This is a genomic window from Pseudomonas algeriensis, from assembly GCF_048847255.1.
Taxonomy (GTDB): Bacteria; Pseudomonadota; Gammaproteobacteria; order Pseudomonadales; family Pseudomonadaceae; genus Aquipseudomonas.
Map to the genome: position 1 here is coordinate 226,573 of NZ_JBKKRK010000003.1, position 14,287 is coordinate 240,859.

15 protein-coding genes and 1 pseudogene are annotated in these 14,287 nt (G+C 60.1%); 8 read left to right on the plus strand and 8 right to left on the minus strand.

Translation table 11 applies throughout. The annotated features are described in order from the left end of the window. Positions 1 to 232 precede the first annotated feature (232 nt). The gene (locus ACLK1G_RS06335; RefSeq protein ID WP_420764650.1) at positions 233 to 1,381 is read left to right on the plus strand and encodes a mechanosensitive ion channel family protein; all 1,149 of its coding nucleotides are present in this window, start codon (positions 233 to 235) and stop codon (positions 1,379 to 1,381) included. Between the two features lie 87 nt (positions 1,382 to 1,468). After that, entirely contained in the window at positions 1,469 to 1,948 is a 480-nt protein-coding gene (locus ACLK1G_RS06340; protein WP_420764651.1) for a hypothetical protein, read from the plus strand. A gap of 32 nt (positions 1,949 to 1,980) precedes the next feature. Here ACLK1G_RS06340 and ACLK1G_RS06345 read toward each other — a convergent pair whose 3' ends face one another. Together ACLK1G_RS06345 and ACLK1G_RS06350 are read right to left on the minus strand one after the other, a co-directional pair. Continuing rightward, complete coding sequence (locus ACLK1G_RS06345; RefSeq protein WP_420764652.1) at positions 1,981 to 2,223, minus strand: hypothetical protein; 243 nt, start codon at positions 2,221 to 2,223, stop codon at positions 1,981 to 1,983. 109 nt (positions 2,224 to 2,332) lie between these two features. Next, a complete protein-coding gene (locus ACLK1G_RS06350; RefSeq protein WP_420764653.1) occupies positions 2,333 to 3,556 on the minus strand; it encodes an MFS transporter in 1,224 nt (407 codons plus the stop codon). A 258-nt stretch (positions 3,557 to 3,814) separates the two neighbouring features. On the opposite strand from ACLK1G_RS06350, the gene ACLK1G_RS06355 reads away from it, so the two are divergent. Continuing rightward, the gene (locus ACLK1G_RS06355) at positions 3,815 to 4,732 is read left to right on the plus strand and encodes an AraC family transcriptional regulator (RefSeq protein WP_420764654.1); all 918 of its coding nucleotides are present in this window, start codon (positions 3,815 to 3,817) and stop codon (positions 4,730 to 4,732) included. A gap of 253 nt (positions 4,733 to 4,985) precedes the next feature. Here ACLK1G_RS06355 and ACLK1G_RS06360 read toward each other — a convergent pair. The 4 genes and pseudogenes from ACLK1G_RS06360 to ACLK1G_RS06375 all read right to left on the minus strand — a co-directional run. Then, positions 4,986 to 5,399: pseudogene (locus ACLK1G_RS06360) on the minus strand (LysR family transcriptional regulator); the annotation flags it as partial. Between the two features lie 7 nt (positions 5,400 to 5,406). Next, on the minus strand, positions 5,407 to 6,093 hold the full coding sequence (locus tag ACLK1G_RS06365) for a cysteine hydrolase family protein (protein ID WP_420764655.1): 687 nt from the start codon (positions 6,091 to 6,093) through the stop codon (positions 5,407 to 5,409). Positions 6,094 to 6,215: 122 nt separating this feature from the next. Next, complete coding sequence (locus tag ACLK1G_RS06370; protein WP_420764656.1) at positions 6,216 to 7,079, minus strand: TIGR03915 family putative DNA repair protein; 864 nt, start codon at positions 7,077 to 7,079, stop codon at positions 6,216 to 6,218. Then, positions 7,076 to 8,296: a putative DNA modification/repair radical SAM protein gene (locus tag ACLK1G_RS06375; protein WP_420764657.1), complete on the minus strand. Its 1,221-nt coding sequence runs from the start codon at positions 8,294 to 8,296 to the stop codon at positions 7,076 to 7,078. Before ACLK1G_RS06375 ends, ACLK1G_RS06370 begins: the two co-directional genes overlap by 4 nt. Positions 8,297 to 8,457: 161 nt before the next feature. Here ACLK1G_RS06375 and ACLK1G_RS06380 point away from each other — a divergent pair, with 161 nt between their 5' ends. The 5 genes from ACLK1G_RS06380 (at position 8,458) to tal (ending at position 12,212) form a co-directional block, all read left to right on the plus strand. Continuing rightward, positions 8,458 to 8,628 carry a YhfG family protein gene (locus ACLK1G_RS06380; protein WP_085987050.1) on the plus strand — a complete coding sequence of 57 codons (171 nt, stop codon included), beginning with the start codon at positions 8,458 to 8,460 and terminating at the stop codon, positions 8,626 to 8,628. Continuing rightward, positions 8,628 to 9,233, plus strand: coding sequence for a putative adenosine monophosphate-protein transferase Fic (locus ACLK1G_RS06385; RefSeq protein WP_420764658.1), 606 nt, complete (start codon positions 8,628 to 8,630; stop codon positions 9,231 to 9,233). Before ACLK1G_RS06380 ends, ACLK1G_RS06385 begins: the two co-directional genes overlap by 1 nt. A 64-nt stretch (positions 9,234 to 9,297) precedes the next feature. After that, entirely contained in the window at positions 9,298 to 10,020 is a 723-nt protein-coding gene (locus ACLK1G_RS06390; RefSeq protein WP_420764659.1) for a metallophosphoesterase, read from the plus strand. A 91-nt stretch (positions 10,021 to 10,111) separates the two neighbouring features. Beyond that, on the plus strand, positions 10,112 to 11,107 hold the full coding sequence (dusA, locus tag ACLK1G_RS06395; protein ID WP_420764660.1) for a tRNA dihydrouridine(20/20a) synthase DusA: 996 nt from the start codon (positions 10,112 to 10,114) through the stop codon (positions 11,105 to 11,107). Between the two features lie 178 nt (positions 11,108 to 11,285). Next, positions 11,286 to 12,212, plus strand: a complete 927-nt coding sequence (gene tal / locus ACLK1G_RS06400) for a transaldolase (RefSeq protein ID WP_420764661.1) — start codon at positions 11,286 to 11,288, stop codon at positions 12,210 to 12,212. Positions 12,213 to 12,356: 144 nt separating this feature from the next. Here tal and rssC read toward each other — a convergent pair whose 3' ends face one another. Then, a complete protein-coding gene (rssC, locus tag ACLK1G_RS06405) occupies positions 12,357 to 12,839 on the minus strand; it encodes an anti-sigma factor antagonist RssC (protein ID WP_420764662.1) in 483 nt (160 codons plus the stop codon). Next, positions 12,839 to 14,020 carry a two-component system response regulator RssB gene (rssB, locus tag ACLK1G_RS06410; RefSeq protein ID WP_039589103.1) on the minus strand — a complete coding sequence of 394 codons (1,182 nt, stop codon included), beginning with the start codon at positions 14,018 to 14,020 and terminating at the stop codon, positions 12,839 to 12,841. The genes rssC and rssB overlap by 1 nt, the downstream gene beginning before the upstream one ends. Positions 14,021 to 14,287: the final 267 nt, after the last annotated feature.

The window sequence follows — 14,287 nt, forward strand, 5'->3', positions numbered from 1 at the left end:
ATCGCGAGCTTAGCGTACCGCTTGGGGGGCGGCAATTTGCCTTTAGGAGGAAGTCGATGGATGGCGCAATGGATCCAAAACAAGCCAAGCGCAAGGCACGCGCCGCGCCCGGAGAATAAATTTGAACGGCCCCTGGCCCACATGAACTAACAAAGTTCATGGCCCGGCCCGTGCCTTGCGCGAATCGGCCAGGGCACAACCTGAACAGCAATGGCACAGGTGATCCCGACCCATGGATTCAAGCTCTCTCGACATTTTTACCGACACCCAACTGCTCGGCATTTCCATCGCCAATTGGTTACTGGCACTCAGCGTGATGACGGTGAGTTTCATCGTTGCCAGAGCCGGCATCGGCTTCCTGTTGAAAAACGTACGGGCCCGGGCGCAACGGCCCGATGCCTACGTCAGCCATATTGCTGTCGAGGTCTTGTCCAGCACCAGCAACACCCTGCTATTGCTGGCCTCGATTCTGATCGGCATCGGTGTTCTGGACCTGCCGGAACGCTGGCTGGGTCGGGTCAGCAGCCTTTGGTTCGTCGTCGCCGCCTTGCAGGTGGGGTTATGGGCAAACCGGGCGATCGCCCTGGCCTTGCTGCACTATTTCGCGCGCCACAGCCACAGCGACATCCATCAGAAAAGCGCCTTGGCCACCTTGAGCCTCTGGGGCGCAAAAGTGTTCCTGTGGGCAGTGGTGCTGCTGGCGATGCTTTCCAACCTGGGCGTGAACATCACAGCATTCGTTGCCAGCCTCGGCGTTGGCGGCATTGCCGTAGCGCTCGCCGTGCAGAACATTCTCGGCGACCTGTTCGCCTCGCTGTCCATTGCCGTGGACAAACCCTTCGAAGTCGGCGACTTCATCGTGGTCGGTTCCCTGGCGGGCACCGTGGAACATGTCGGCCTGAAGACCACTCGGATCCGCAGCCTGGGCGGCGAGCAGATCGTCATGGCCAACGCGGGGATGATCAGCACCACCATCCAGAACTACAAACGCCTGCAGGAGCGCCGCATCGTCTTCGAATTCGCCCTGCCTCAGGAATGCTCGACCGACCAACTTCGGCAAGTGCCCGTCATCGTCGAAAACATCATCAAGGCCCAGGAGAAAACCCGCTTCGACCGCGCGCACTTTCGCGGTTTCGGCGAAAGCACGTTGGAATTCGAAACGGTCTACATCGTGCTGGACCCCAGCTACAACGTCTATATGGACATCCAGCAAGCCATCAACCTGGGGATGATGGACGAGTTCGCCAAGATCGGCGTGCGCTTCGCCATGCCGTCCCGCGCCGTGCACGTGGCTTCGTTGCCGGAGATGCCTGAGCAATTCGCCAGGGGGAACAGTGAAAGGATGCCGCTACGAACCGATGGGGCAGGCGCCAAGCATTAACCGTCAATTGCGCTTCCATGACCCAGCGCAAACGCCCACCCTGCCCCTTCGGCTAAGCTCAACCCATCACCACGACAGGGAATCGACATGAGCAAGGCAGACGAACTCGCAGCAAAGCTGAGGCAGGCCCAACGCGCGCCGGCCGACACCGACCATTGCGCCGACCTGGCGATTGAACACTGGCCTGGCCAGGTGTACGAGCTGTACCGCCAGATCGAAAGCTGGCTGGCGCCGGTCTGTGAGGCGGGCCTGGTTATCCGGCGTAACCCCACCCATGTGTTTGAAAGCCATTCCAGCGGGTCGACTTACAACTATGCCATCGACCAATTGGTGATCGAGGGCAATCACCGCCGCATCTTGCTCGACCCGATCGCTCGCTTTTCCCCCGATGCCGAGGGATGCATCGAAATCCATACGAAGGGATTGGAGCGCTGCATCCTGCGCACAGTGGGGATGCATGGCGAATCCCATTGGCATCTGCGGCCAACCGGCCAGCAGAAGCCCGAACCCGTGACCCTCGATGAAGACACTTTCCTGTCGTTCATCGAGGAAGGCTTGGGCCTTTAAGCACAAACGGGGATTCAACGGATTGCCCGTTCTCAGAGTCGATTCGATTCAAATGCCGCATCGGGCCCGCTTTTGATTGGCGTCCCTGTTTGCCGGTCAATGAGGACCGCCATGGCATTGTCGATCTCGTCGGCGGCACGCTCCGCATGTTGGGCATCCGCCCAGGTCCAGTGTTGTTCGGACACCAGGCCGCCCACCGCCTGGGCGCATAACTCGTCGCAACTGATGCCCATTTTTCCCGCAGCAGCTATTACCGCCAGAAGGGCCTGCTCCAAGGGTTGAATTCTCTCAGTAGACACAACTAACCAACTCGGTAGATAACGAGTCCAAAGTCTACCAAGATATCAATGTGCCACCAACCGCAGCCGCCCAACGGTTCCCAAGTCAACGCCCCGTGCTGTATGTCACGGTGGGCGACGCTTGTGTCGATGGTCGAGCCGCCGCCCGAGCTGCCAGAATGGTGAGGATTGCGGCTACGACCAAGACTGCGGCACTGGTCTCGAAGGTCGCGCGATAACCGCTCAAGTCAAACAGCACGCCGCCCACCGTGGCCCCCGAGGCAATGGCGAGTTGAACGATCGCGACCATCAACCCACCCCCTGCCTCGGCATCGTCCGGCAACGTCCTTGCCAGCCAGGTCCACCAGCCCACAGGCGCGGCCGTGGCCACCAGGCCCCAGAGGCCGAGCAGTAAGGCTGTGATGGACGCGGAACCGCCGAACCCCACCAAGGCCAGGGCGATCGCGGCCATGAGCAGCGGGATGATGATCAGCGTGCGATACAGGCCTTTTTTGAGGAGCGCACCGATCAGGAAGGTGCCGAGCAATCCCGCCAGACCAATCGCCAGCAACATCAGCGAAAGCAACGAGACGTCCACCCGCGTCACGCTCTCCAGGAACGGCCGCAGGTAGGTAAACAACATGAACTGGCCCATGAAGAACGTGCTGACCGCCAGCATGCCCAACGCAACCGGCGCCCGGGCCATCAGCTTGAAAGGATTGGCGGCGCCCCGTTTCGCCTGGATGGGCATCGACGGCAGGCTCATCAGCAGCCATGCCAGGGCGAGCGCGGCGACGGGCACGATGCAGAAAAACGCACCACGCCAGCCGATGATCGCTCCCAGGAAACTGCCCAACGGCGCGGCCACGACCGTGGCCAAGGCATTGCCGCCGTTGACGATGGCAAGGGCCCGGGGGACTTTATCCTGCGGCACCAGGCGCATGGCCGTTGCCGCCGACAACGACCAGAAGCCGCCAATCGCAACGCCGATCAGTGCCCGCCCGACCATGAAAACCAGATAATTGGGCGCCAGTGCCGCCACCGTTCCGGAGATGATCATCAACAGCGTCAGCGCCGAGAGCAGCCACTTGCGTTCGATGCGCGCCGCGATCGACGCGATGAACAGGCTGGTGACTAACGCAAAGGCACCGGAGACGGCGATGCCCTGGCCAGCCTGCCCTTCGCTGATGTGCAGGTCTGCGGCCACCGGTGTCAGCAGGCTGACCGGCATGAATTCCGACGCAACGAGTGCAAAGGCCGCCAACGACATGGCGAGCACAGCGCCCCATGCAGGTTTGCCCTGTGGTTTTGGCAATGAGGTATCGGTCATGAAAATCCTGAAATTGCTTGATGGGCTCGGAGCCCCTCTCTTGGGTCTAGGGATTGCACCGAGCATGGACCCGGCGAGCGAGCGCCGTTCCGGATGAGCTTAATGTGACGTGCAGTTTTAACGACCGGCAAGGGCGACCGGTAGAACATTTCGCTGGAGTTCTTGCCCGATCCTGTGAACCCGCCTGTTTCCCATAGGCAACGCTTCGCTTGGCGGGGTAATGTTCTGCCCATAGCTCTCAATCCCGCAGATATCGACATGACCGCCCAAGACAGATCGCTCCAACAGAGGCTCGCCAACCTCATCGATAACCGGACGACAGGACCGGGGGACTTTGAAACGTCAATTGCCGGTCTTTGTTTTTTCCGCCGCGACGCCCCTGCCCCACCCATGACCTGCATGATCGAACCGAGCATCGTCCTCGTCGCCCAAGGGATGAAACAGGTGTGGATTGGGGGGCAGGCGTATGGGTACGACACCGCACGTTTCCTTATGACTTCGCTGGATATGCCTGCGAACTCGGAAGTGTTGGCCGCCAGCCCGCAACAGCCCTGCCTGGGGCTGGTCATGCGACTCGATTTGCGCATGGTGGCGGATCTGATCGCCCAGGGCAGCGTGATACCACGGGTCGAGCGCGCCGTCGGGATAGGTGCGGGGATCGGCACCGCCACCCAGGATTTTCTCGAGCCGTTCGTGCGCCTGCTGGCCCTGCTCGATGAACCCGACGCCATCCCGGTGCTGGCGCCCTTGATCCAGCGAGAAATTCACTATCGGTTGTTGATGGGCGACCAGGCCGCGCGGCTAAGGCAGATTGCCTCCGTCGACAGCCAAGGCTACCGGATCGCCAAGGCCATCGACTGGTTGAAGCTCAACTACACCGGGTCTGTACGTGTGGAGGACCTCGCGTCGCGCGTGCAGATGAGCGCCCCGACGTTCCATCACCATTTCCGCCAGCTCACGGCTATGAGCCCACTGCAATACCAGAAATGGCTGCGGTTGAACGAAGCAAAGCGCCTGATGCTCAACGAGCACTTGGACGTGGCGAGCGCGGCCTACCAGGTGGGCTATGAAAGCCCCTCGCAGTTCAGCCGAGAATACAGCCGTCTCTTCGGCGCGTCCCCGAAGCGGGATATCGCGGCGTTGCGCAGGCCGGCAAATGCCATTAAAGCTGATTGACTCGTGGTGCCCGGCTCCACCTTGGCGACTCGGCCTCATCCTGCGGGTCCGCCAGCGCAATACATTTGCGCGCCAGGATCAGGGGGATTGCATTGCACCTACACCAACCGCAAGCCAACCATGCGCAAGCCATGGAATACCTTGGAGCGCGCTTCGTTGTGCTCATCCGCCTGACACCGCGCGGTAATACTGCGTCATGTACTCCACGAACACGCGCACCTTGGCCGGCAGATGCCGGGCATGAGGGTAAAGCGCCATCGGCCACCAGATCGACCAACGGATCAGAGCAAGACAAATCGATCTGGATCTCCGGATACCGCGCCTGGAAGGCCGGCAACCAATGCGCCAACTCCAAGGTGCCTACCACCAGCGGCGCGCTGATCCGAAGCAGCCCGAAGGGACGCTCGTGTTCCAGCGCGACGGCTTGGGACGCGGCATCGACTCGGTCAAGGATATCCACGCAGGCTGCGTAGTACCTTTCCCCTGCTGCCGTAAGGCTCATGCGGCGGGTATTGCGATTGACCAGACGCACGCCCAACGTGGATTCCAACTGATGCAAATGCCGGGAAACCGACGAGTGCGTGGTGTTCAGCCGCTCAGCGGCGGCTGAGAATCCCTGGGCCTCAGCGATGCAGCGGAACACACGCATGGCGAGCATCTGATTCATAGGGGGCTTAGCGCACCGGTAGCTTGATGATTTCGGTGGTGTTCATCACATCGCCGAACGTATCCTCAATCTCGGCGAGGGCAGCCTTGTGCAAGGCGTCCTTGTCGATCGATTCCCCATTGACCCGGGTAATCGCACGCGTAGCCGATGCATCGGCCGCCACCAATACGTTATAGCTCAGCGGTGCCGCATCCCGAGCAGCGCCCGCCACGCACGCATGGGTCATGAGGCCGGAGACGATCACGTTCTCGATACCCCCGGCTTTCAGACGCTTGTCCAGATCGGTACTGCCGAACACGCTGACGGTGGTTTTTTGCAAGACCGGGTCATTGGGCCTGGGCTGCATATCAGGATGGAATTTCACGGTTTCACCGTCGATGGCAAACACAGGGGAGCCGGCGGGTGCGATGTGCTGAACGTGGTAGACCGGCATTTTGTGTTCATCGGCGAATTCGATCAGCTTCCGGGCGTTGGCCAGCGCTGCCGGGCCGTCAGGGATCGGCATCTTACCGGTGAAGTATTCATTCTGAAAATCGATCACCAGTAACGCGGTTTTACCGGCAGGCAACTGGCTCACGGGCACTGCACCAGACATTGCACGAATGGTTGGATGACTCTCGGCCGAGGCGCCGGCACTGGCGAGAACGCCTGAGAATACACAGGCGGTGAGCAATCGACGGGTAAAGCTTTGCATGGGCAGTTCCTTCTTTCATGGAGTGAATGAAGGAAATCCTAGGTGGATGGCTGGCGCCGGAACACAGCGCGGACGGCACAGAACTTGTTTGGAATCTGCACAGGTGAACCGTGATCGAGCGCTCAGGACTGTCTACAGCCCCGTACCTCTGCCCCACTGCCCGCGATTATCCGCTTCCCCACTTTCTCCCCCACTTCCAATGCCTGCCCATCCCTCTGCTTGCCCTGCCGCGCCTGCCCCACCAGCTGAGGAATCAAATCCCCTTCCGGTAAGTGCTTCCAGAATCGCCCCGGCATGTGCTGGCGCAACGCGGTGGGGTTGAGCCTCGCCGGATTGAAGATGTGTCGATAATAGGTGCGCCACAGTTCCGCGCCGGGATCTTCGGCGTGGCGGGCCCATTGTTGCCATTGCTCGGGGCAACGGCGTTGATAGTCCAGCGAATGCCCATCGAAACGAATGCCATCGCGGGGCGTTGCGATCAGCCAGCGTTGCCGGCCCAATCGCTCGGCAAAATGCCCGCTCGCGCTTTCAAGGATGTCGTGGGCGGGCTGGTGGAAAGCCACAAGATCCAACTGCAGTTGTTCGGCGACCGCCGGCGGCAGCGGTACGAAACGCACGAACGCATGAAGGTGATGGGCTTCGCGGCTGACCTGTTTGATGCGCCGTTGCAATTCGCTGCCCAATCGATCGCCAGCGAGCATTGCGGTGCGATCGCCATGGGCGACGCGCCAGAGCACTTCGTACAGCAGATTCCAGCGTTGTTCGCCCTGGTAGCGGCTGGCCTGTTCCAATTGCCCCAACAACCCCGCCGGCACGCGCGTCTGGAACGGCCCCGGGCCCTGTGGCAGCGGCGTCGGCACAGCCAGCAGGTCGGCGATCGGGCCCTGGGCCCATGTCACGTCGCTGGGGTCGATTCCGTGGCCCAGCAGCGTTCGGGCCTGGTCACGCCAGGTGCCGAAATCGTCGCCACAATCGAGGGCGATCATGCCCACAGCCCCATTTGCACCGGCCGCTGTGGGTCGCGCAAGCGCGCTCGGAGCAGCCCGCTGCGCACTTGGCCGTCAGCGGGGCGGTAATCGCTGGTCACGATAAACGGACGGGCCTTTTCCAACACGCAACGCAACTGCACCAAGTCGTCGTAGCGAATCCGCCGCTCCCTGCGCAGTGTCACCAGCCGCTGGACACTGCGCAGGCCGATGCCGGGAATGCGCGCGAGCAAAGCCGGCTCGGCGCGGTTGAGGTCGAGTGGAAACACATCACGATTGGCCAATGCCCAGGCCAGCTTGGGGTCAATGTCCAGGTCCAGGTTGGTGGAGGTGCTCAATAGTTCGCCTGCCTTATAGCCGTAGCCTCGCATGAGGAAGTCGGCCTGATACAACCGATGCTCCCGCAGCAAAGGTGGCGCGGCCAGTGGCACGCTGGCGGGGCTCTCGGGGATCGGGCTGAAGGCGGAGTAATAGACTCGCCGCAGGCCGTAGCCCTGGTAAAGCGACTCGGCGTTGCTGAGGATGGCGTGGTCGTCGGTGGCATCGGCCCCGACGATCACTTGCGTACTCTGCCCGGCCGGGGCAAAACGAGGCGCCCGCGGCTCGCCCGCCACCGCCTGTTGGCCGTCGTGGATGGTGCCCATCGCCTGACGGATGGTAGCCAGTTGCTTCTCCGGCGCCAGGCGCTTGAGGCTGATCTCCGAGGACAATTCGATATTCACGCTCAGGCGATCCGCCAGCCGCCCGGCCTCTTCGATCAATAGCGGGTCGGCGTCGGGAATGGTCTTGAGATGGATATATCCACGGAACTGGTGCTCTTCGCGCAGCAACCGCGCGACTCGAACCAACTGCTCCATGGTGTAATCGGCCGAGCGAATGATGCCAGAGCTCAGGAAAAGGCCGCTGATGCAATTACGTCGATAGAAATCCAGAGTCAGCCGGACCACTTCTTCGGGTAAGAATCGCGCCCTCGGCACATTGCTGGAGCGGCGGTTCACGCAGTACTGGCAGTCGTACAGACAGAAATTGGTCAACAACACCTTGAGCAGCGATACACAGCGACCATCCGGCGTGTAGCTATGGCAGATACCCATGCCATCCGTGGCCCCAAGCCCGTCCCGCCCCCGCGAACTGCGCTTGGGGGCGCCACTGCTGGCGCAGGATGCGTCATATTTGGCGGCATCGGCAAGAATGCCCAGCTTGGCAATGAGTTGCATGGAAAACACTCGGACACTGGATGCATGAACAGTATTCGCAGATGCGCCGTGTTGCAAGCTCCGTTGGTCAATCCAGCCGCCGAACCGACAGTGACAGATGGGTTCATTGGCTACGCGATGGGCTATAATCCGCTCACCCACGTGATTCGAGGTCCAACCCCATGGGCACTGTCAGCCTTGAAACAAAGAAGGCCTACGCGGCCAGGACTCGCAGGTCCAACTACGCAGCGAGCCTGCGCCTGGAGGGGTTCAAGGTGTCTTTCGAGGACGGCGAACGCAAGCTGCCATCCCGTGAAGACGTGTTGAAGACCTTCACCAAGACCCGAGCCTGATGCCCGACAAATATGGCGTCGGCGAGGACGCCTACTGCTATCCCGGCTCCACGGTCCTGCGCAACAAACTCGATATCCACGACGAACCCACCCTGGGCGAAGCCGAACAACAGCTTTCGGCGATCGCGGCGAGCAGTGTTGAATTCAACCCGCCCCCTTACAGCCTGGCTTACCTTCAGAATATCCATCACGCATTGTTCGCAGACCTGTTCGAATGGGCCGGACAGCTGCGGACCGTTGGCATGGCCAAGCAGGACACTCGCTTCTGCCAACCGGAATACATGGAGAAGGAAGCCGAAAAGATTTTCGCCCGCATGGCGGCAGCGAATTGGTTCGAAGCAATGGGCCGGGATGAACTCATAGTCGCCGTGGCGGACGCCTATTCCGATATCAACGTCATCCATCCCTTTCGAGAAGGCAACGGCCGCGCCCAACGCATCCTGTTCGAGCACCTCATCATGAATGTCGGGTTCGAAATAAGTTGGTGGGGAATCGAAAAAGACGAATGGATCAGTGCCAATGTCGCGGCTTATAACTGCGTGCTCGATCCCATGGAAACCGTTTTCAAGAAGTGTATTGGACAGCCGATACAATCTCGACCATAAGTTACCTGCGCTCTTTGCTTAAGCGATACATTCCGTGCCAGCCAACCCTGCCGAAAGACGATGTATGAACCAGACCGCCTCGTTCCCCCCGAATGAACGAGGCCGAGACTTTGTCGTGGGCGACGTCCACGGGCATTTCAAGCTTCTGGAAAGGGCCTTGGCGAAACTCGAGTTCAATACCGAAGTAGACCGGGTTTTTTCCGTGGGGGACCTCATCGATCGCGGTCCCGACTCAGAGGACGTATTGAATTGGCTTGGGCAACCCTGGTTTCATGCGGTACGCGGCAACCATGAGCAAATGGTTATCGATGGTATCTGCGGCCACGGAGACAGACACAGGCACATCCGCAACGGCGGCGCCTGGCTCTATGAGTTGAGCCCGACCACCCAGGAGCAACTTCTAGCAGCGCTTCAGCAACTTCCGATCATTATCGAAGTTAAGTTATCCGACGATAAAACAGTTGGGATAGTACATGCCCAAGCGCCAGCTGTCGGGCTTGAAAATGAATGGCAGAATGCGAAGGAAGCCATTACCGGAACGCGAGGAAAGCAGTCCGAACAACAAGCCTTGGCGCAAGCCCTTTATGCCCGGGACAAAATCGAACAGCAGGACCCGACTCCAATCAAAGGCATCCACGAAGTTTATGTCGGACACTCATCAGTCCCGCGCGTCACCCGCCTCGGCAATGTTGTCTACATGGATACTGGCTGCTCCTTTTCCGACGGAGCACTGAGCCTCATGGAAATCGGCAGCCAATCGGTTTTCAGCATAGGCATGACGCAGTGAATGGGTGGGCTGCCTAGTCCGGGCTGAATGCATTCGCTGCCGCCCCATACCTGATAAACTGTGCGGCCTCCGCATTTGCCTCCAGATTCCCATGCCTCTTCAAGAAACTTTGCGACAGTCCGTTTCCCGCCGCTTCAGCGTGGCCCCGATGATGGATTGGACCGACGCCCACTGTCGCTTCTTCCTACGCATCCTCTCCAAGCACGCCCTGCTTTACACCGAAATGGTCACCACCGGTGCCTTGCTCAACGGCGACCACGAACGCTTCCTGCGCCACCATGAAACCGAGCATCCGCTGGCCCTGCAACTGGGCGGCAGCGTCCCCGGCGACTTGGCGGCCTGCGCCCGAATGGCCCAGGAACATGGCTACGACGAGGTGAATCTCAACGTCGGCTGCCCGAGCGATCGGGTGCAGAACAACATGATCGGCGCCTGCTTGATGGGGCATCCGGAATTGGTGGCCGATTGCGTGAAAGCGATGCGCGACGCCGTGTCGATTCCGGTGACGGTCAAGCATCGGATCGGGATCAATGGTCGCGACAGTTATGAGCAATTGTGCGAGTTCGTCGGGACCGTGCGTGACGCCGGTTGCAACAGTTTTACCGTGCATGCGCGGATTGCGATCCTGGAGGGGTTGTCGCCGAAGGAGAATCGCGACATTCCGCCATTGCGCTATGACGTGGTGGCCCGATTGAAAGCGGACTTCCCTGAGCTGGAGATCGTACTCAACGGTGGAATCAAGACACTGGAGGCCTGCCACGAACATCTGCAAACGTTCGATGGTGTCATGCTGGGCCGCGAGGCGTACCACAACCCGTATCTGCTGGCCGAAGTGGACCAACAGTTGTTCGGCAGCACTGCGCCGATCATTACTCGAGCCGAGGCCTTGGCACAGCTGCGGCCTTATATTGCCGATCACTTGGCACAAGGCGGTGCCATGCACCACATCACCCGTCACGTGCTGGGGCTGGGCACTGGGTTCCCGGGCGCGCGGCGGTTCCGGCAGTTGTTGTCGGTGGATATCCACAAGACCAAGGATCCGTTGGCCTTGCTCGATCAGGCGGGCCAGTTGCTGGAAGGACGTTAACCATCACTTGCTTTGAACCTGCGAGCTGTTTTGGCATCGTATCTACCGGTAGTTGCCCCGGCCTTTCAAACACCCGTTTTCAGGTTGTTGCCGCTGGGGCCATCGATACCTCTTCACGCCCTTGAGTGGCTGCCGGCCCTCGGGTAATGTCAACGGACCCATAGGACAGAGCACGCTCATGACTTCCAAGCTGGAACAACTCAAGCAGTTCACCACCGTCGTGGCCGATACGGGCGACTTCGAAGCCATCGCCCGCATCAAACCCGTCGACGCCACCACCAACCCATCCCTGCTGCTCAAGGCTTCGGCCATCCACGGTTATGCCGAGCTGCTGAACGCTTGCGTGGCGGACTGCAAGGGCGACGTGGGCCTGGCCAGCGACCGCTTTGGTGTTGCGGTGGGCCAGGAAATCCTGAAAGTGATTCCGGGGCGCATTTCCACCGAAGTGGATGCACGCCTTTCGTTCGATACCGAAGCCATGCTCAAGCGCGCGCATCGGCTGGTCGATCTGTACGAAAAGGCCGGCGTTGGCCGTGACCGCGTGCTGATCAAGATCGCTTCGACCTGGGAAGGCATCCGCGCTGCCGAGAAACTGGAGCGCGAAGGCATCCAGTGCAACCTGACCCTGCTGTTCTCCTTCGCCCAGGCCGCTGCCTGTGCAGATGCCGGGGTTTTCCTGATCTCGCCGTTCGTGGGCCGTATCTACGATTGGTACAAGAAGGCCAACGGCAACGACTACACCGGCGCCGATGATCCGGGCGTGCAGTCCGTGACGCGCATCTACAACTATTACAAGGCCAATGACTACAAGACCGTGGTTATGGGCGCGAGCTTCCGCAACCTCAACCAGATCGAGCAATTGGCCGGTTGCGATCGCTTGACTGTCAGCCCTGAGCTGCTGGAGAAACTGGCCGCCGACGAAGGCAAGCTGGAGCGCAAACTGGCACCTGGGCAAGCTGGAGAAGCTCGCCTGAGCCTCAATGAGCCCCAGTTCCGCTGGTTGTCCAACGAAGACGCCATGGCGACCGAGAAACTGGCTGAAGGCATCCGTCAGTTCGCTCGTGACCAGGAGAAGCTGGAAGCGTTGCTGCAAGCCAAGCTTTGAGCTGATTCGCAAGGCATGCAAAAGGGCGAACCTTGATGGGTTCGCCCTTTTTTATGCGGCTCGGCCTGAGAAATCTGGCGTCTGACCAGGCCATTCGCAAGCAGGCTCGCGAAAGCGTCAGTCCGGCCTACGCAGGCTCAAGAATCAAGGCCGCTCCAGCGCATTCACCAGGTCATGGAACGCTTCGCGATTGGAGTCGTTCAGCCCCATGAGGATCTTGTGGGCTTCGAGTACCTTGATCCGCACTTCTTCCTCGGATTGGTCCTGGTCAGGCAGGTCGTCCAGGCAATCGGGGCATGGCACCGGATCGCCGACGATGTTGAACACCTGGTCGAAACCCATCGATTGCAGAAGTCGGGTGATGTCGTTGTGGGTAGTGACGACAGTCGGCAGCAGGCCGACTTTCTGCCGCGACAGGATCGACAGCTTGGCCAGTAGGCCCAGCGTAGTGCTGTCGATGCTGCGGGTTTCGGTCAGGTCGATCACGATGGCGCTGAAATTCAGCGCGGTGAAGATCTTTTCTATTGTCGCATCCAGCGCCGAACACAAGGTCAGGCGCACCTCACCGACAAACTTCAGGACAAAAGTGCCGTCCTGCTCGGCGAACTGGATTCTACCGGTACTCATCAAAGGTTCCTGCTCAACACTAACAGGGCGATATCATCCGGCATCTCCCCTAGCGTGGCTAATCCAAACACTTGCCGCAGGCCTTCCAGGCTGCCGCCCGCTGCACTCACCCGCTCGGGCAAGGCCGCTTCTTTCTCTTTGAGTGTAGGCTCTGACAAAAGGTCCAGAATGCCATCAGACATCAGCGTCAGGCTGAATGTCGGTGGCAGCTCCAATACGTGGTCCTCATAGGTCGCCTCGTTGAACAGGCCTACCGGCAAACCACGCCCTTCCAGGTAACGAACACTGTCTGGTGTATACAACACAGGCAACGGCAGGTGACCGCCGATGCTATAGGTCAACAAACCAGTCTCCTCGTCGATGACTCCACCGACCATCGTGACGTGCTTGCCCAGCTTACAACTGATCAGGCCCCGGTTGATATGCCCAAGGACCTCCGAAGGCTTGAATTCCGGCAATGTACCGTTGCGCTTGGATTCGAACAGCAGGCGCGTGGTCATGAACTTCAGCAACACCGTGACGAACGCCGACGAAGCACCGTGCCCGGAAACGTCCGCCAGGTAGAACGCCACGCGACGCTCATCTACACGAAAATAATCGACGAAGTCCCCCGACAGGTACAACGACGGGATGATCTGATGGGCAAAACGGAAACCATCGACCGTCCAGGGGCTCACCGGCAGCATGTTCATCTGCACCTGGCGCCCGGCGTTCTGGTCCTCTTGCAACAGGTTCAGGCTGGCTTCGAGCTCGCGATTGGCGGTCTCCAGCTTTTCCCTGTAGCGCTGGTTCTCCACCAGCAGTCGCGAGCGATCCAGGGCTCGGCGCACCGAGTGCTCAAGCACCGCGAGGTCTTCGAGGGGCTTGATCAGGTAGTCCGCCGCGCCCAGGCGCAACGCCTCGACCGCGTCGTTCATCACACCCGCGCCCGAAACGACGATGACCGGGGTCTGCGACGACAGCTCGGTGACCTGGCGAATGAGTTCGAGTCCGCCCATCTGCGGCATGCGCAGGTCGCAGATGACCAGGTCGGGCTTCTCCTGCTCGAATACCTGAAGACCCTGTTGGCCGTTACTGGCCTGCAAGACGCTGAAACCACTGTCTTCCAAGTAGGCCGCGAGACTGGCTCGCACCACTTCGTCATCATCGATTATCAGCAGCGTGGCACTGGTTTTTGGCATGTGGGCAAACGGCGCCAGAATTAGGTTGGCGTAGCGGGCTTGGCGTTGGGCCTGCGCGCACTACTGGATTCGCTTTCTAGCCTCTCTGCCGTACCGGCTTCAGGCCTTCGCCCTACACACGGTTACACCAGAGGTGCCCTTCTAAGGCGCAGACGGTACTCCCATCCGCGGGGCGTTTCAAGCTCATGCGAATCGTCGCTTGCCGTCTTTATTTGTCAAAGCACGGAGAGTTATAAGAACCGAGCGAAGCGTAACTCAATGGAAGGA